Below are 16,178 nucleotides of genomic sequence, written 5' to 3'. Positions count from 1 at the left end.
CGACGCCCCGGAACCGGGGGCGAGCCTACAATCAAGGCATGCCTAGCTCCACACTCCTGGTCGCCCGCCGCACCCTGCTGGCGCTGGCTTTCGCAGCCCCCTTTGCCGCCGTACAGGCGCAGCAGCCCGCAGCCGCCCCCGCGGCGGCTCCGGCCGCATCGCTACCAAATCAGGAGCAGGACAAAGCCGAAGGCCGACGCAACCAGAAGGTCGAGAACATCCATACCGAGGACAGCGGTGCCTCGGTCGACGAAGTCCGCTACGGCGGCCGCACGCAGAGCATCAACGTCACGCCCAAGGCCAACGTGCCGGGCTACGAAGTGCTGCCCGCCGACGCGTACACGGGACGCCAGGGTTCGTCCGAAACGGGCGCCAACGGCCCCCGCGTCTGGAACGTGATGAAGTTCTGACCGTGCGTTCTTTTGTCCTAGTTTTTGCAGCGGCAACGCGGCGCTGAGTACCGCGATGGCAGTTTTCACCGAAGTCAGTTTCGGCGAGGCAGACGCGCTCGTCCAACGCCTGGGCCTGGGCCCGCTGCGCGAACTGCGCGGCATCGAGGGCGGCATCGAGAACACCAACTACTTCGCGACCACCGAGTCCGGCGAGTTCGTGTTGACGCTGTTCGAGCGCCTGAGTGCCGAGCAGCTCCCGTACTACCTTTGTCTGATGAAGCACCTGGCAGCTGCCGGCCTGCCTGTTCCCGCGCCCGTGGCGGCAGCCGAGCCCGTCGCCGCCGAGAAGCCCAGGAAGAACCAGCCCCCCGTGCCCGCCGAAGCCGCGTGCGACCTGTTGCACATCGTGGCCGGCAAGCCTGCTGCGGTGGTGCAGAAGCTCTCGGGCCACAGCGAACTGGCCCCCGGCACGGCACATTGCGCCGAACTGGGCGCGATGCTGGCACGCATGCACCTCGCGGGGCGCGACTACCCCCGCATCCAGCCGAACCTGCGCGGCCTGCACTGGTGGAACGAGACGGTGCCGGTGGTGCTGCCGTACATCGAGGAATCGCAAGCCGCCCTGCTGCGTGCCGAACTGGCCTACCAGAACCACGTCGCCGAGTCTTCGGCCTATGCGGCCCTGCCGCGCGGCCCGGTGCATGCCGACATGTTCCGCGACAACGTGATGTTCGCGACCGGTGGCGACGCCGGCGCCGCACCGCGCCTGACCGGCGTGTTCGACTTCTACTTCGCCGGCACCGACACCTGGCTGTTCGACCTGGCCGTGTGCCTGAACGACTGGGCCATCGACCTGCCGACCGGCCGGCACGATGCCGAACGCGCCGATGCGCTGCTGTCGGCCTACGAAACCGTGCGAAAGCTGAACGCCGCCGAGCGCGCCCTGCTGCCCGCGATGCTGCGCGCCGCGGCGCTGCGCTTCTGGATTTCCCGGCTCTGGGACTTCCATCTGCCGCGCGAGGCGAGCATGCTCAAGCCCCATGACCCCACGCACTTCGAACGCGTGCTGCGCGACCGCGCCACCCACCCGCATGCCATGGCACAGGCCCTCGAGCCGCTGCTGGCTGCCTGACCTCTACACATGAAACTCAACCTCGTGCCGGCGCGAACCGGCGTCGAATGGGTCCGCCTCGGACTCAAGAACTTCTGGCGGCAGCCGCTGGCTTTTGTCTCGCTGTTCCTGATGTTCATGGCGCTGATCACGAGCATTTCGCAGCTGCCGCTGATCGGCAGATTCATTCCGTTCGTGCTGCTGCCGTTCTCCACGCTGGGCTTCATGGTCGCGGCGTCGGTGGCCGACGCCTCGGCGACCAACACCGATCTTCCTGGGGAAGCGGGCGGCGTGAAGAAGCCGACCGGCGCGCTCATGTTCCTGTCGGTGGCCCGTGCCATGCGAACGGAATGGCGCGCTCTGGCTGTACTTGGCGTGATCTCGGCGGTGTATTGCTTCCTGACCGTGTTCCTGACGGCACTGGTCGATGGCGGCCAGTTCATGCGCAGCTACCTGCTGGGCGAAACCCCGACCAAGGAAGTGCTGGAAAGCAGCCGCTTCCAGATGGCGAATCTGCTTCAGATGTGCCTCGCGCTGCCGCTGGTCGCGGCGATGTGGCATGCCCCCGCGCTGGTTCATTGGCACCGGGTGGAGCCGGTGAAGAGCATTTTCTTCAGCCTGGTGGCGATGTTCCGGAATTTCGGCGCCTATGCGCTGTACTGGCTCGCGTGGTGCGGCGTGCTGGTGCTTGGCCTGCTGGCGGCGGCGCTGGTCGGCACCATCGTGATCGGCGTGGGCTCTCTGGGCTCGGACACCGGCGCAATGGCCATCGGCAACATCCTGATGGTCGGCACGGTGCTGACGCTCGCCGCCATGGCGCAGGCGTCGAACTGGTTCACCTTCCGCGACACTTTCAATCCGGACTGAGCGCCGCCGCTGCAAGCGGCGCCGCAAAGCTCAGATCGGCGTGAGCTTGGCCACCGACAACGCCAGCCACTTCACGCCATGCCGCGCGAACTTGACCTGTGCGCGTGCGTCGTCGCCGGTGCCTTCCAGCGCGGTCACCGTGCCTTCGCCGAACTTGTTGTGGAACACCTGCATGCCCGAGCGCAGGCCGTGTGAAGGCGCTGTCTTCTGCGGCGGCACGGGTGGGCTGGCGAAGGTGTCCTTGTCGCGGCTGCTGCCGCCGCCTCCATAGCCACCACCGCTGTAGCCGCCTCCACCGCCGCGCGTGCTCGCGTAGCCTCCGCCATAGCCGAAGGCCGATGGAGTGAAGCCCTGGTTCTTGGGCGTGAGCCACTTCAGCGCGCCTTCGGGCAACTCGTCGAAGAAGCGGCTCTTGACGTTGTAGCGCGTCTGGCCGTGCAGCATGCGCGTCTGCGAATGGCTCAGGTACAGGCGCTTGCGGGCACGCGTGATCGCCACGTACATCAGGCGGCGTTCTTCCTCGAGGCTCTCGAAATCGCTCATCGAGTTCTCGTGCGGAAACAGGCCCTCTTCCATGCCGGTGATGAACACGCAGTCGAACTCCAGGCCCTTGGCGGCATGCACGGTCATCAGTTGCACCGCGTCCTGCCCGGCTTGCGCCTGGTTGTCGCCCGATTCGAGCGCGGCGTGCGTGAGGAAAGCGGCCAGCGGGCTCAGCGTTTCGCCGGTTTCGGCGTCGGGCGCGAGCGGCTCGTCGAGCACCGGACGGCTCGGGTCGATACCCTGGCTCGCAGGCGACTGGCGCAACTCGTCGACCGGCAGCGCAACGGCGTCGCGGCCGAAGCCTTCCTGCGTAACAAAGCTCTCGGCCGCGTTCACGAGTTCGTCCAAGTTCTCGAGGCGGTCGGCGCCTTCGCGATCGGCCTTGTAGTGCTCGACGAGGCCGCTGTGGTCGAGCACCAGCTCGATGATCTCGCGCAGGCTCACGCCTTGGGTCTGCTCGCGCAGCACGTCGATCTTGGCAACGAAACCTGTGAGGTTGGCGCCGGCCTTGCCGCCGACGACGCTCACCGCATCGTGCAGCGAGCGCCCGGCCGCGCGCGCCGCGTCCTGCAGGGTTTCGAGCGTGCGCGCACCGATGCCGCGCGGCGGGAAGTTGACGACGCGCAGGAAGCTGGTGTCGTCGTCCTTGTTCTCCAGCAGGCGCAGATAGGCCAGCGCGTGCTTGATTTCGGCGCGCTCGAAGAAGCGCAGGCCGCCGTACACGCGGTACGGCACCGAGGCATTGAAGAGCGCCGTTTCGATCACCCGGCTCTGCGCGTTGCTACGGTAGAGCACGGCCATTTCCTTGCGCTCGTAGCCGTCGCGCGCGAGCTGGCGCATTTCCTCGACCATCCACTGGGCTTCGGCGAGGTCGGTGGGCGACTCGTACACGCGCACCGGCTCGCCCGGGCCCTGGTCGGTGCGCAGGTTCTTGCCCAGGCGCTTCTTGTTGTGGCTGATGAGCTCGTTGGCCGAGTCGAGGATGTTGCTGTAGCTGCGGTAGTTCTGCTCCAGCTTGATCTGGTGGCGCACGTCGAACTCGCGCACGAAGTCGGTCATGTTGCCCACGCGCGCGCCGCGGAAGGCGTAGATGCTCTGGTCGTCGTCGCCCACGGCGATCACGCTGCTGTTCTCGCTCGGTGTGAACTGGCCCGCGACGGTGTTGCCGGTGAGCATCTTGATCCACGCGTACTGCAGGCGGTTGGTGTCCTGGAACTCGTCGATCAGGATGTGGCGGAAGCGCCGCTGGTAGTGCTCGCGCACCGGGTCGTTGTCGCGCAGCAGTTCGTAGCTGCGCAGCATGAGCTCGCCGAAGTCGACCACGCCCTCGCGCTGGCATTGTTCTTCGTAGAGGCGGTAGAGCTCGACCTTCTTGCGGTCGTCGTCGCTGCGCACTTCTACGTCGCCGGGGCGCAGGCCGTCTTCCTTGGCGCCGGCGATGAACCACTGGGTCTGCTTGGCCGGGAAGCGCTCGTCGTCGACGTTGAACTGCTTCATCAGGCGCTTGATGGCCGAGAGCTGGTCTTGCGTGTCGAGGATCTGGAAGGTCGACGGCAGGTTGGCCAGTTTCCAGTGCGCGCGCAGCAGGCGGTTGCACAGGCCGTGGAAGGTGCCGATCCACATGCCGCGTACGTTGACGGGCAGCATCGCCGTCAGCCGCGTCATCATTTCTTTCGCCGCCTTGTTGGTGAAAGTCACGGCGAGGATGCCCCCGGCGGAGACCTGGCCGGTCTGCAGCAGCCAGGCGATGCGGGTGGTGAGCACGCGCGTCTTGCCGGAACCGGCGCCGGCCAGGATCAGCGCGTTGCCCTCTGGCAGCGTGACCGCGGCGAGTTGCTCCGCGTTCAGGTTCTGGAGCAGCGGCAGCGCTGGGGGGTGGGCGTCAGCCGCAGGATCGTTAAACAACATCATGCGATTGTAGAAACCACGGCGTATGCGGGTTATATGAAGAACCGGAAGACCTGCCTTTGCGAGACCGCGTAAAATCAATCACCGGGCCCAAGTTTCTTGCGCCCGGTTTTTTGTGGGCGTTTTCCTTGCAGAACGCACCGCGAAAGCCGGCCGGACCAAGCGCTCATTCGTTTCTTTCAACGATTCCTTTCAGGAGCCTGGTCATGCAAATTTTCGATTACGACAACATCCTCCTGCTCCCGCGCAAGTGCCGCGTGGAGAGCCGTTCCGAGTGCGACACCAGCGTCACGCTGGGCGAGCGCAGCTTCCGCCTGCCGGTGGTTCCCGCCAACATGAAGACGGTGGTCGACGAGTCGATCTGCCTGTGGCTGGCGCAGAACGGCTACTTCTACGTGATGCACCGCTTCGACCTCGACAACGTCAAGTTCGTCAAGGAGATGCAGGGCAAGGGCGTGTTCGCTTCCATCTCGCTGGGCGTGAAGAAGGCCGACTACGACACCGTCGACCAACTCGTGGCACAGGGCCTCGTGCCCGAGTACGTCACGATCGACATCGCACACGGCCACGCCGACAGCGTGAAGAACATGATCGGCTACCTGAAGGAAAAGCTGCCGAAGACCTTCGTGATTGCCGGCAATGTCGGCACACCCGAAGCGGTGATCGACCTCGAGAACTGGGGCGCGGACGCGACCAAGGTCGGCATCGGCCCGGGCAAGGTCTGCATCACCAAGCTCAAGACCGGCTTCGGCACGGGCGGCTGGCAGCTGTCGGCGCTCAAGTGGTGCGCGCGCGTGGCGACCAAGCCGATCATTGCCGACGGCGGCATCCGCGACCACGGTGACATTGCCAAGAGCGTGCGCTTCGGCGCGTCGATGGTCATGATCGGCTCGCTGTTCGCGGGGCACGAGGAATCGCCGGGCAAGACGGTCGAGGTCGACGGCGTGCTGTTCAAGGAGTACTACGGCTCCGCCAGCGACTTCAACAAGGGCGAATACAAGCACGTCGAGGGCAAGCGCATCCTCGAACCCATCAAGGGCAAGCTGGCCGAAACGCTGGTCGAAATGGAGCAGGACGTGCAGAGCTCGATCAGCTACGCGGGCGGCCGCGCGCTGATGGACATCCGCAAGGTCAACTACGTCACGCTGGGTGGCGACAACGCGGGCGAGCACCTGCTGATGTAAGCCCGCCTGGGCGCCGGTCAGGCCTCCAGCAACTGCACTGCGTGCCTGTGCAAGGTGTGAGCCGGATCGGCGAGCGCGTCGACCACATCGAAGTGGTTGAGCCCCGGGAGCACCTCGCACACCGGCACGGTGTTGCGTCCCCACGCCTCGCGGATCATCGCGTTGTGGCGGATGAACTCTTCGCTCTCCCCGCCGCCAGCAACGGCGTAGAGCTGGCCGCGTTTGGGCGCACGCCACAGTGCCGGGCTGGCACGCAGGGCGTCTGCATCGGTCAGCTTCAGCACATTCTCGAGAAATGGCGTGCGCTGCAGCGGGCGAAGGTCGTAAAGGCCCGAGATCGACAGCGCGTTGCGCACGGGCTGCGTGGGCAGATCGGGTGCGACCGCCTTCCAGTCGCAAGCCAACAGCGCCGCCGCCATGTGACCACCGGCCGAATGGCCTGCTACGGTGATCCGCGAAGGATCGCCGCCATGGGCCGCGATGTGGCGCCAGGTCCATTCGAGCGCACGCACCATCTGCAGCAGGATGCCGGGCACCGTGACAGGCTGCTCCGGCGTGCCGGGGCACAGCGCGTAGTTGGGCTGGACCACGCAGATGCCGCGGTCATTGAACGCAGGCGCAATGAAGGAGTGGTCTTTCTTGTCCATGGCGCGCCAGTAGCCGCCGTGGATGAAGACCAGCACGGGCGCGTCGGGCACCGGTGCGGGAAAGATGTCGAGCGTTTCGTTCACGCCCTGGCCGTAGGGAAGATCGATCCGCGCCGGCAAGGCCTCGCGCACCGCGGCCGATTCGCGCGCCCATCGCTCGAAGTACGCGGGGTGATCTTTCACCCGTGCAAGGTTGTTGTACATGCCTTCCAGCCAGGCGGGATCGAACGAGGCCATGCGGTCTTTGCTCCGTGTTTCGCGAGGCGCGCATCTTGGCACGGCAGGGTGCGCCAAAACAGGAGTTCCGGTTAAAATTCGCCTTGCGTTGGGGGGGTAGCTCAGCTGGGAGAGCGCCGCGTTCGCAATGCGGAGGTCGTGAGTTCGATCCTCATCCTCTCCACCAACCAATACAGAAAAGGCCTTGGCATCCGCCAGGGCCTTTTCTTTTTTCCGGCTCAGGTATCGAGCGTCAGATGCTGGCCGTGCAGCGCCGCGGCGCCCGGCGATGCAAGGAAGCCGATCGTCTGCGCGGCGACCGAGGTCGACACCCAGTCAGCCGGATTCGCGTCAGGCATCGCCTGCCGGTTGGCCGGCGTGTCGAGCACGCTCGGCGCCACGCTGTTGATGTTGACGCCATGCGGCGCCGCCTCTGCGGCCATGGCTTCCACCAGGCGCTGCAGCGCACTCTTCGAAGCGATGTACGCGGCCATGGCCGGCACGCCGCGCGCCGCGACCTTCGCCGTCACGGCGATGACGCTGCCTGCGCGTCGCTCGATCATCGAGGGCAGCACAGCCTGCGTCACCGCCACGAACGACCATGCGTTGAGATTCATCATCCGGTCCCAACTCGCGCGCGAGAGCGCATGCGTCGCCTCGCCCATCTCGAAGCCGCCTGCGATGTGGACCAGCGTGTCGATGCGACCGAAAGACTTGAGCGCCTGCTCCGCGAGGGCTGCCATCTCGGACGCGGAAGTCACGTCGCCCGCCAACAAAAGATGCTGCGAGTTGTCGAGGCCCGGGAAGACCTCCGCAAGACGACCCGCATGGTGATCGACCAGCGCAAGGCGCGCGCCCTGGTCGATGAAGTGCTGAGCCACGGCACGGCCCAGTGCGCCTGCGGCGCCGGTGATCAAGACATGGGGCGTGGTGTTGGCGTCGCTCATCGAAGTTCTCCTGGTTGAGAGGGCCGTGCCCCCGTCGGTAGAGGCGAATCCTAACGCCGCGACCTACAAATTTTTTGGACGGGCAGAAATTCTGGGATATACTCGTGGTCTTGCCAGAAAACACCAAACGTTTTCAACGCAAGGGCTCTTAGCTCAGTTGGTAGAGCAGCGGACTCTTAATCCGTAGGTCGAGTGTTCGAGTCACTCAGGGCCCACCAACCAACATCGCGTCATCGCTGGAACGCCCGCTACTCACAAGGTAGCGGGCGTTTTTCATTGTGGCTGCTACCGCATGTACTGAGTGGGAGTGGCACCAAACGTGCGCTTGAACAAGGCAATGAACGCACTGATGTTGCTGTAGCCGAGCTCGAGGGCAACGGTCGTGACGGAGCGTCCCTCAGCCAGGAGCTCCAACCCACGCAGCAAGCGCGCACGCTGCCGCCATGTTCCAAGGCTGTATCCGGTCTCCAAGGGAAAGCGACGGTTCAGCGTGCGAGGCGAAATATTCGCCAACCCGGCCCAGGCGTCCAACGAACGATCGTCAGCGGGCTGCGCCAGGAGCTCTTGCGCGATCTTCATCAGCGATGGGCTTGTCGGCATCGGCAGGCTGAGCTCTTCGATCGGCAAGGACCTGATCTCGTTGACCACGACGAGTTCGAGCAAACCTCGCATCGCTCCAGCAGGCTCGCTGTTGAGACTTTCAAGCCGCCGCACTGTCTCGCGCAACAGGGCCGAGATACGAAGCGTCGCCGGTCGTTCAGGCAGCCCCTCACCTGCACCGCTCTGAATGTAGATGCTCCACGTGTCGACCTGTCCGTGCGCGCTCGCCCAGTGCAGTTGCCCGGGCGGTATCCACACCGCGTGCACGTTCGGCACGAGCCATTTGCCGAACTCCGTGCCAAGCGTCAGCAGGCCTCGCCAAACACCAAGGAGCTGCCCTCGTCCGTGGCTGTGAGGCTCCACCAGCGAACTCCCTTCGACGCATTGGGAAACAACGATCGCCAACGGCCCCGCGGCGCCATCTTTCAGGTCCGCAAGGTCAGGCTGCTGGGTTGTCGAGGACATGGCGCAAATGAGCTATTGAATGGCCTGAACAGCATAGCAACGCCAGGTCCAAAAACCTAGCATCGATCCAACACTTCAGAGCAGATGACCGCCATGCAAGCCCAAGACATCCTTCCCGACAGTGCCGACATGGAAGATAGAGCAAGAGAACGCAACGTCGTTGCACTCGGCGAGCTGTACGCCGAGCCATCCCCGATGATCCAGAAGGCGGTGTCTCGCAGACTGACCGAGTACCACCGCCCCTACCTTGAAGCCGCGACGTTCTTCTGCCTTGCGACGGGGCGCGAGAGTTCGGGCCTCGACGCTTCTCCGCGCGGCGGTCCGCCTGGCTTCGTGCACATGCTCGATGCCCAGACGCTCACGTTCGCGGATTGGCCCGGCAACAACCGCATCGAGTCACTGAAAAATCTGCAGGACGACGACAGGGTTGCAATGCTCTTTCTCTTTCCCGGGCTGGATGTGTTCATGCGCATCAATGGCCATGGGCACATCTCCACATCGCCGGATCTGCTTGGCAGGCTTGTCGAGCGAGGCAAGCATCCCAAAGCCGCCGTTGTGGTCACGGTCGAGGAAGCCTTGTTCCACTGCGGCAAGGCCGTCAATCGCGCGCGGCTGTGGGATCCCACCGCGCTCCTGGATCGCAACTCCCTGCCAACGGTCGGGACGGTGCTGGTCGCACTTGCAGAGCTGAACGACGTCTCTGCGTCGGTCCTTGATGCGAAGTACCAGGACGCGGTCAAACACGATTTGTACTAACACGGAGCAATACATGACATCCAAGGTTTGGTTCATCACAGGCTCGTCTCGAGGACTCGGACGCGCATGGGCACAGGCGGCGCTGGAACGCGGCGACAAGGTCGTGGCAGCAGCCCGCTCCATGGAGGCACTACAGCCGCTGGTGGCGAAGTACGGCGACGCCATCCTCCCGGTGACTCTCGACGTCACGGATCGCGACGCAGTATTCGCAGCGATGGACGCGGCGATTGCCCGTTTCGGCCGACTCGACGTCATCGCCAGCAATGCCGGCTATGCGTTGTTCGGCACCATCGAGGAAAGCAGCGAACCACAGGCGCGTGCGCAGTTCGAGACCAACCTCTTCGGAACTCTCTGGGTCATTCAGGCAGCGCTTCCCCACCTGAGGGCGCAAGGCGCAGGGCACATCCTGGTGACCTCGAGCGTGGCGGGGATCATCACCTTCCCCACTGCCGGGGTCTACAACGCAACCAAATGGGCCGTCGAGGGACTCGTGGAGACGCTCGCATCGGAAGTCGGGGCCTTCGGCATCAAGGTGACGCTCGTCGAGCCCGGCGGCTACGACACGGACTGGCGAGGAGCCTCGGCCATCAGCGCTGAGCCGATGCAGGTCTACGAGGGGCTGCGCCAGAAGATCAAGGCCCTCAGCGCCACCCGAGCGCTAGGCAATCCGGTTGCCACGACTGCGGCGATCCTCGCTGTAGTCGACGCAGAGGAACCGCCGCTGCGACTCTTTCTCGGAAAGGCCTGCTTGCCTGCCGCGAAGCAGGCCTATTCGCAACGCATGTCGACCTGGGAAGCCTGGGCTGCCGTGTCCGAGGGAGCACAAGGCTGACCTGCGGACCGCCGGTGAGCCGGACTATCAGGAAGCGACTCCCTGCCGCGCGATCCAGTCGTCGACACAGCGCTCGAGCAGATCGCGCCGCTCACCCACCTCGGCCATCAGATACTGGCGTGCGTGTGTCTGCGCCAGTTCGCTCGACAGGAACCATTGCTCGCGCTCCGGGCTTCCTTGTGCCGGCGGCGCACCCCATGCCGAACTGCCGAGAAAAGCCTCGGTGACGGGCAGTCGCCCATCGGTCTTGCCGACGTCCGACAAGGCGTCTCGCGCGCCGCCGAGGACGATGCGCACCTGCACGACCTCATCGTCCGCCTCGATGGAGGCCGCGAGGCCGCCCGCTTGATGCACGTGCCAGAGTTGCGCTGCAGAAGCATTGCGAACCCAGCTCTCCAGCGCGCGCGTCAAACTTTCAAGAATGATTTCTTTGTTCATACGGGAATATTTCACGGTTTTGCCTATCACTTGCAACCTGCTTCGGCCCCGACCTGCAAAAGACACCCATTGGGCATGGCATCTTGTACCTGCTGTCACGCATCACAACAACAAGAGACACAGGGATATCAACTTCGAAGCCAAAAAGCTCGTTCGGCCCGCTCATGCGGGTATTTTTTTGTCCGGCCGCGGCCAGGGCCGGTGACGATGTTCGGAGGCCACAGAATGTGACCTGCCTCGGACCACGCTTCGGGCGTGAGCTATATTTCCTCCCATGGAAAAGGCGTCCGACATAGGCAAACCCACCGTCCCCATCGACCTGATCGGGCCAGATCACTGGCCGCGCTCGAAGCGCGGTTCCGGTCGTGCCACCAAGGTGATCCTCGCGGTCGTGGGTGGCTTGGCGGCCGCAGGCCTGATCGCCTACCGCTTCTTCGGGCGCTGACCACCGATCCCCCGCACAAACAAAAGCCCGCCGTCCGGAAGACAGCGGGCTTTTTTCATGGGCATGGGTCAAGGTCACAGCCCTGCCCTTACTGAAGCCGCGAGCCCTTGGGCAGCCGCTTGGCCAGCCACTCGTGCACGTCCGCACGAATGTTGCGGCCTTCAAGCAGAAAGTTCTCATAGCGGCTCGGCACATAAGGCAGATAGACCAGCGACATGCCTGCTTCCTCCGGCGTGCGCGCGGCCTTGCGGTTGTTGCAGACCGCGCATGCGCTCACGAGGTTGGTCCAGGTCCATGGGCCTCCGCGCGATTCGGGCAGCACGTGCTCGCATTGCAGGTCGCGCTCGTGGAACACGCCCGCGCAGTAGGCGCAGGTGTGACGGTCGCGGCGCAGCAGCTTGCTCTTGGTGACGCTCGGAATCACGTCGAAGAGGTTGATCTTCGACGCACCGCGCAGCGCGATGATCGGCGCCACTTCGACGCGCGACTGCACACCGCGCGCCACATTGAAGCCGCCACGCAGCGTGGCCAGCGGCAGGTCGCCGTCTTCCCATGCGACCGAGCCGGTCGCGTAGTGCAACACCGCCTGCTCCAGCGAAATCCAGGCTTGCGGCGTGCCCTGAATATCGAGTTGCAGGACGTGAGGGTGCATGACTCGCCTCCTTTTGCGGCGATGGTTGTGAGGTTGAATGAAATGAAACCATGGGGTGCACGAACGGAATCGAACCGTCGTCAGCGGGACCACAACCCGCGGCTCTGCCGTTGAGCTACGTACACCATAAGAAAAAGACGAGCAGCCGACTCACCACTCGCCGACCGCGCGCACGCGCTGGTCGAGATCGAGGCCTTCGAGTGGTGCCTCTCGGCCCGGCGACGTCGGCGCGCATTCGTTCGCGCGACGTGCATCGGTCACGATGCCGAAGCGTTGGGCCAGGGCCAGCACCATGCGCTTGCGTGGTTGTGCCGGGCGCACGGTGATCATCCGGATCGGGGTGTTGCGCTTGCGCATGGTGACTCCTTGGTTGTGTGACAGCTGAACAAAGAAAGAAATGGCCCCACGTGCACGACTCGAACGTGCAACCCCTTGCTTCGTAGGCAAGTGCTCTGATCCATTGAGCTAACGCGGGTCGAAAAACAAAAAGTGTCCGGTTACGAGTTCCGGCGCCGCCCAATCTTTGCGGCCGGTTTCCGCGGGAGGGCCATCTGCAATGGCCCGGTCCCGCTCGGGTTCGGTGTTGTTCAAAAAAGCGGTGGCCCGCTTTCCATTTCGGTTGTGTCCTCACGCGACGGACAGCGCGCTGGGCACTGCCCCGTACGACGTCGCTGCACAGGAGTGATCAATTCCTGCACATCCCGCCAGACCGTCTACGCGGTGGGCTCTGGCGGTGTGGTGAAGGCACACCCGAAATGGCAAACAAGAAGCCAAAAACAAAAAGGCCCGGAACCTTGCGGTGTCCGGGCCTCTGCATGAGAGAGCTTGGAAGGTGTGCGCCTATGCGCAACCTCCACCCGGTAGCACCTGATCCTCGACTTTTCCAACGCGCAGGCTGGCTGCAGCTTTTGTGGAATACACGTGGCTCTGGTGCTGATTCAGTCGGAACGACGGCATGCCATCGAAACCACCACACGCCCAGACGCGCACGAGCGATCGGCCCGAGGCGGGTCGAATGCTGGTGAGGTTCAATGCGGTGTTCACGATGGTTCCTGAGTCAAAAATTGCCGCTGTCGGCTGTAAAGGGTTGGAAAAAAGGTACGGCTTTGGGCCGCGATTGAGGGCAACTGTAAATAGTGTTTACGACTGCGTCAACAACCGGGACAATCTTTTTTTGTCTTGTTGTTGTTTTTGAACAGTGCCCAATATCACCGTCGCGCGCCGCCGCAATGCTCTCGCGCTGCACCGCCGCTTTCTCGAAGAGGCCGTTGCCGCGGGCCTGCCTGCCAAGGGGCTGGACCAGGCGTTTGCGAAGAAGATCGAAATCTCCCCCAGCATGTGGAGCCAGATCAAGAGTTCCCGGCCCATCGGCGACAACCTGGCACGGCAGATCGAACGGCACTGCAACGTGGAGCCGGGCTGGCTCGACAAGGAAGATCGCCCCTCCGAGGTGCCCGATGCAGCAGAAGAACGCTTCATTGCCGCCGCGCGCGAGGCATGGCGCACGGCCAATGCCAAGGGCAAGAAAGAGCTCAGCGGCTGGCTGAAGAAGCGCACGCAGGACGCTGCCGGCAACGAGCCCGCGCCCTGAACAAGGATCAGCCCAGTTCGGGCGCGTTGCGCAGGATGGCCACGCGCATGTCGTCCGGAATGGCGACGGCGCGATGCGTTTCGAGCGAAGTCGTCACGATCACCTGTGTCATCTGCATGCGCACTTCGCCCGTCTCGGCGCTGAAGCAGCGCACAGCCAACGTCATCGAACGCGAGCCCAGCCGCTGCACCGTGAGCCCGAGGAGCACCTGGTCGCCCATGCGGCTCACGGCGCGGAAATCGACATCGAGCTTCACGGTCGGCAAGCCGATGCGGCGCTGCGCCACCAGGCCGTGGTAGCTGAGCCCCAAGCCTTCATTGACCCAATCCTCGATCAGCCCGTTGAGCATCACGAAGTACTGCGGATAGAAAACGATGCCCGCCGGATCGCAATCCGAAAACCGGATCAGCCGCGGCCTGCGGAACTCATTGCTCGCGGCCGCCAGATCGACGTGCGTGTCGTCGCTCATCCTCAGCTCTCCTCGCCCGAAGGCTCGCCGCGCATCACATGCACGCGCAGCAGGCCCAGCTGCGTGTGCATCTGCTTGACCGTCTTCATGTCGAGCCCCGAGAACATCTCGAGGATCCACTGCTCGTGCTCGCTCGCCATCGTCTCGAAGGTGCGGCGCCCCGTGGGCGTGAGGCTCACGATCCACGCGCGGCGGTCGTCGGGGCTGGGCGCGCGCGCCACCATGCCTTCGCGTTCGAGCTCATCCGTCAGGCCCGTGACGTTGCCGCCGGTCACCATCAGGTAGCGCGACAGCACGCGCATCTTGAGCCCATCCTCGTAGCGGTAGAGCTGCGCCATGTAGTCGAAGCGCGCCAGCGAGATGCCGAAGCGCTCGCGCAGCCGGCGCCGGATCTCGGCCTCGATCTGCGTGGTGCTGGCCAGCATGCGCAGCCACAGCTTGAGCATCGCGTGGTCCTCGTGGCCCGCGCGGGCTTCGTGGCCCAGTTCTTCCGCATCGCTCAGCGCGGCGTGCGAGGCATCGTTGTTGCGTGTCATGTCACTTCTCCCCCCGAAACCGAGATGGACTGCCCGGTGACCGACGCTGCACCGGGCCCGCACAGCCAGCGCACGGCATCGGCCACCTCGGACGGCTGCACGATCCGCTTCTGCGGATTGACGCTGGAAAACTCCGCCAGCGCGTCGGCCTCGCTGCGCCCGGTCTTGCCGACCACATTGGCGACGCTGTTGCGCAGGATGTCGGTGTCGGTGTAGCCCGGACACACGGCATTCACCGTGATGCCCTTGCGCGCCACCTCGAGCGCCAGCGAGCGCGTGAGCCCGATCACGCCATGCTTGGCCGCGGTATAGGCCGCCACATAGGCGTAGCCCTTCTGCCCCGCCGTGCTGGCGATGTTGACGATGCGGCCCCAGCCGGTGTCGAGCATGTCGGGCAGTGCCGCCTGCGCGCACAGAAAGCTGCCGGTGAGGTTGACCGACAGCATCCGCTGCCAGAGCTCGAACGACGTCTTGAGGAAGGGCGCACTTTCGGCCGCGCCGGCGTTGTTGACGAGCACGGCGACCGGGCCTCGCGCAGCGCGGGCCTCGGCGAACGCCGCCTGCACAGCCTCGGGGCTTGCCACGTCGGCGGCCACGACGCCATGCCCGCCGCCCGCGAGCGAATCGGCCACGCGCTGCAGCGCCTCACGGTCACGGCCCAGCAGCGTCAGGACGGCGCCCTCGGCTGCCAGGGTGCGGGCGATCTCGGCGCCGATGCCGCGTGCCGCACCCGTGACGAGTGCGTGGCGGCCAGTGAGTGAATTTGATTGCATACCTGAATGTTTTAGTTCTGAATCATTTTAACGGAGTGAGCCGGCCCGAGTTGTCAGCGCATGAAACGGCCGCCGTTTAGGTCCAGCGTGGTGCCCGTCATGAAGGCTGCTGCCGGCGAAACCAGATAGACCACCGCCGCGGCCACCTCCTCTGGCAATCCGAAGCGGCCGAGGGGAATGCCCGCCCGCAGCACCCACTGCTTCGCAGGCTCCATGGCGTCGAGCGCCGGGCTGCGGATCGCCGCAGGGGCCAGCGCATTCACCGTCACGCCGTGCGGCGCCAGTTCCTGCGCGAACGATCGCGTCAGCGCCAGCAGTCCGGCCTTGCTCGCTGCGTAGTGCGCGCCGGTCGCCGTGCTGGCCTGCTGCCCCGCCATCGAAGTCAGGTTGACGATGCGCCCCGCGCCGCGCTCACGCATGTGCCGCCCGGCAATGCGACAGCCGAAGAAGCTGCCACGCAGGTTGACGGCGAGCACGTCGTCCCACTCTTCAGGTGTGATGTCCCAGAGCGATACGGTCGGCGTGCGCGCCGCGTTGTTGACCATGACGTCGACAGCGCCGAAATGTGCAACCGCCTTGTCGAAGCAAGCGGAGAACGCCGCCTCGTCGCGCACATCGAGTTGCAAGGCGAGCCCGCCGACCTCCGCCGCAACGGCTTCGGCATTCGCAAGCTCGATGTCGGCCAGGGCCACGCGCGCCCCGGCTTCCGCCAGCCCTCGCGCGATGGCCGCTCCCAGCCCCTGCCCCGCACCCGTCACGAACGCCACGCGGCCGGAAAGCGGGAGCAGCACTGCGCTCGTCATGCG

General features: G+C 64.8%; 19 protein-coding genes and 4 tRNA genes. 10 read left to right on the top strand and 13 right to left on the bottom strand.

Annotated features, from left to right (window positions below):
• Nucleotides 1-38 precede the first annotated feature (38 nt).
• From ACN9MV_RS09060 to ACN9MV_RS09050, 3 genes are read left to right on the top strand one after another with little or no spacing between them, the layout of a single operon-like run.
• Nucleotides 39-410, top strand: a complete 372-nt coding sequence (locus ACN9MV_RS09060; protein WP_426391882.1) for a hypothetical protein — start codon at nucleotides 39-41, stop codon at nucleotides 408-410.
• 55 nt (nucleotides 411-465) lie between these two features.
• Entirely contained in the window at nucleotides 466-1,524 is a 1,059-nt protein-coding gene (locus ACN9MV_RS09055; protein ID WP_426391881.1) for a homoserine kinase, read from the top strand.
• A gap of 9 nt (nucleotides 1,525-1,533) precedes the next feature.
• Nucleotides 1,534-2,370, top strand: coding sequence for a BPSS1780 family membrane protein (locus ACN9MV_RS09050; RefSeq protein ID WP_093172013.1), 837 nt, complete (start codon nucleotides 1,534-1,536; stop codon nucleotides 2,368-2,370).
• Between the two features lie 30 nt (nucleotides 2,371-2,400).
• Here the strand turns inward: ACN9MV_RS09050 and ACN9MV_RS09045 are convergent, their stop codons facing one another.
• A complete protein-coding gene (locus ACN9MV_RS09045; RefSeq protein ID WP_371127531.1) occupies nucleotides 2,401-4,821 on the bottom strand; it encodes a UvrD-helicase domain-containing protein in 2,421 nt (806 codons plus the stop codon).
• 206 nt (nucleotides 4,822-5,027) lie between these two features.
• On the opposite strand from ACN9MV_RS09045, the gene ACN9MV_RS09040 reads away from it, so the two are divergent.
• On the top strand, nucleotides 5,028-6,005 hold the full coding sequence (locus ACN9MV_RS09040; protein WP_093075435.1) for a GMP reductase: 978 nt from the start codon (nucleotides 5,028-5,030) through the stop codon (nucleotides 6,003-6,005).
• A 17-nt stretch (nucleotides 6,006-6,022) separates the two neighbouring features.
• Here ACN9MV_RS09040 and ACN9MV_RS09035 read toward each other — a convergent pair whose 3' ends face one another.
• A complete protein-coding gene (locus tag ACN9MV_RS09035) occupies nucleotides 6,023-6,889 on the bottom strand; it encodes an alpha/beta hydrolase (protein WP_426391880.1) in 867 nt (288 codons plus the stop codon).
• Between the two features lie 90 nt (nucleotides 6,890-6,979).
• On the opposite strand from ACN9MV_RS09035, the gene ACN9MV_RS09030 reads away from it, so the two are divergent.
• A tRNA-Ala gene (locus ACN9MV_RS09030) sits at nucleotides 6,980-7,055 on the top strand.
• Between the two features lie 52 nt (nucleotides 7,056-7,107).
• Here ACN9MV_RS09030 and ACN9MV_RS09025 read toward each other — a convergent pair.
• Nucleotides 7,108-7,815 (bottom strand): SDR family NAD(P)-dependent oxidoreductase, encoded by a 708-nt coding sequence (locus ACN9MV_RS09025; RefSeq protein ID WP_426391879.1) that lies wholly within the window; start codon nucleotides 7,813-7,815, stop codon nucleotides 7,108-7,110.
• A gap of 142 nt (nucleotides 7,816-7,957) precedes the next feature.
• Between ACN9MV_RS09025 and ACN9MV_RS09020 the strand changes: the two genes are divergently transcribed.
• Nucleotides 7,958-8,033 (top strand) — tRNA-Lys (locus ACN9MV_RS09020).
• 67 nt (nucleotides 8,034-8,100) lie between these two features.
• On the opposite strand, the gene ACN9MV_RS09015 is transcribed toward ACN9MV_RS09020, so the two are convergent.
• Nucleotides 8,101-8,880, bottom strand: coding sequence for an AraC family transcriptional regulator (locus ACN9MV_RS09015; RefSeq protein ID WP_426391878.1), 780 nt, complete (start codon nucleotides 8,878-8,880; stop codon nucleotides 8,101-8,103).
• A gap of 129 nt (nucleotides 8,881-9,009) precedes the next feature.
• Here ACN9MV_RS09015 and ACN9MV_RS09010 point away from each other — a divergent pair, with 129 nt between their 5' ends.
• Complete coding sequence (locus tag ACN9MV_RS09010; protein WP_426393155.1) at nucleotides 9,010-9,636, top strand: MSMEG_1061 family FMN-dependent PPOX-type flavoprotein; 627 nt, start codon at nucleotides 9,010-9,012, stop codon at nucleotides 9,634-9,636.
• A gap of 13 nt (nucleotides 9,637-9,649) precedes the next feature.
• Complete coding sequence (locus ACN9MV_RS09005) at nucleotides 9,650-10,468, top strand: SDR family NAD(P)-dependent oxidoreductase (RefSeq protein WP_426391877.1); 819 nt, start codon at nucleotides 9,650-9,652, stop codon at nucleotides 10,466-10,468.
• A 27-nt stretch (nucleotides 10,469-10,495) separates the two neighbouring features.
• On the opposite strand, the gene ACN9MV_RS09000 is transcribed toward ACN9MV_RS09005, so the two are convergent.
• Nucleotides 10,496-10,906: a hypothetical protein gene (locus tag ACN9MV_RS09000; RefSeq protein ID WP_426391876.1), complete on the bottom strand. Its 411-nt coding sequence runs from the start codon at nucleotides 10,904-10,906 to the stop codon at nucleotides 10,496-10,498.
• A gap of 274 nt (nucleotides 10,907-11,180) precedes the next feature.
• Between ACN9MV_RS09000 and ACN9MV_RS08995 the strand changes: the two genes are divergently transcribed.
• Nucleotides 11,181-11,351: a hypothetical protein gene (locus ACN9MV_RS08995; RefSeq protein ID WP_176928697.1), complete on the top strand. Its 171-nt coding sequence runs from the start codon at nucleotides 11,181-11,183 to the stop codon at nucleotides 11,349-11,351.
• 88 nt (nucleotides 11,352-11,439) lie between these two features.
• Here ACN9MV_RS08995 and ACN9MV_RS08990 read toward each other — a convergent pair whose 3' ends face one another.
• The 4 genes from ACN9MV_RS08990 to ACN9MV_RS08975 form a co-directional block, all read right to left on the bottom strand.
• A complete protein-coding gene (locus ACN9MV_RS08990) occupies nucleotides 11,440-12,003 on the bottom strand; it encodes an HNH endonuclease (protein ID WP_426391875.1) in 564 nt (187 codons plus the stop codon).
• A gap of 51 nt (nucleotides 12,004-12,054) precedes the next feature.
• Nucleotides 12,055-12,128 (bottom strand) — tRNA-His (locus ACN9MV_RS08985).
• Between the two features lie 25 nt (nucleotides 12,129-12,153).
• Nucleotides 12,154-12,360 (bottom strand): short-chain dehydrogenase, encoded by a 207-nt coding sequence (locus ACN9MV_RS08980; protein ID WP_093049839.1) that lies wholly within the window; start codon nucleotides 12,358-12,360, stop codon nucleotides 12,154-12,156.
• 41 nt (nucleotides 12,361-12,401) lie between these two features.
• Nucleotides 12,402-12,478: transfer RNA gene (locus tag ACN9MV_RS08975), tRNA-Arg, on the bottom strand.
• A gap of 723 nt (nucleotides 12,479-13,201) precedes the next feature.
• Between ACN9MV_RS08975 and ACN9MV_RS08970 the strand changes: the two genes are divergently transcribed.
• Nucleotides 13,202-13,594: a hypothetical protein gene (locus ACN9MV_RS08970; protein WP_426391874.1), complete on the top strand. Its 393-nt coding sequence runs from the start codon at nucleotides 13,202-13,204 to the stop codon at nucleotides 13,592-13,594.
• A gap of 7 nt (nucleotides 13,595-13,601) precedes the next feature.
• Here the strand turns inward: ACN9MV_RS08970 and ACN9MV_RS08965 are convergent, their stop codons facing one another.
• Genes ACN9MV_RS08965 through ACN9MV_RS08950 form a run of 4 tightly spaced genes read right to left on the bottom strand, consistent with a single transcriptional unit; the run spans nucleotide 13,602 to nucleotide 16,175 of the window.
• Complete coding sequence (locus ACN9MV_RS08965) at nucleotides 13,602-14,063, bottom strand: acyl-CoA thioesterase (RefSeq protein WP_426391873.1); 462 nt, start codon at nucleotides 14,061-14,063, stop codon at nucleotides 13,602-13,604.
• 2 nt (nucleotides 14,064-14,065) lie between these two features.
• The gene (locus ACN9MV_RS08960; RefSeq protein ID WP_093172033.1) at nucleotides 14,066-14,599 is read right to left on the bottom strand and encodes a MarR family winged helix-turn-helix transcriptional regulator; all 534 of its coding nucleotides are present in this window, start codon (nucleotides 14,597-14,599) and stop codon (nucleotides 14,066-14,068) included.
• Nucleotides 14,596-15,372 carry an SDR family NAD(P)-dependent oxidoreductase gene (locus ACN9MV_RS08955; protein ID WP_307615797.1) on the bottom strand — a complete coding sequence of 259 codons (777 nt, stop codon included), beginning with the start codon at nucleotides 15,370-15,372 and terminating at the stop codon, nucleotides 14,596-14,598. The genes ACN9MV_RS08960 and ACN9MV_RS08955 overlap by 4 nt, the downstream gene beginning before the upstream one ends.
• 53 nt (nucleotides 15,373-15,425) lie before the next feature.
• Complete coding sequence (locus ACN9MV_RS08950; RefSeq protein ID WP_426391872.1) at nucleotides 15,426-16,175, bottom strand: SDR family NAD(P)-dependent oxidoreductase; 750 nt, start codon at nucleotides 16,173-16,175, stop codon at nucleotides 15,426-15,428.
• Between the last annotated feature and the right edge of the window lie 3 nt (nucleotides 16,176-16,178).

Source organism: Variovorax sp. R-27, from assembly GCF_049913215.1.
In the GTDB taxonomy this organism is placed as follows: domain Bacteria; phylum Pseudomonadota; class Gammaproteobacteria; order Burkholderiales; family Burkholderiaceae_C; genus Variovorax.
The sequence above is the reverse complement of the archived record's forward strand: the minus strand, read 5'-3'. Positions and strand labels throughout refer to the sequence as shown.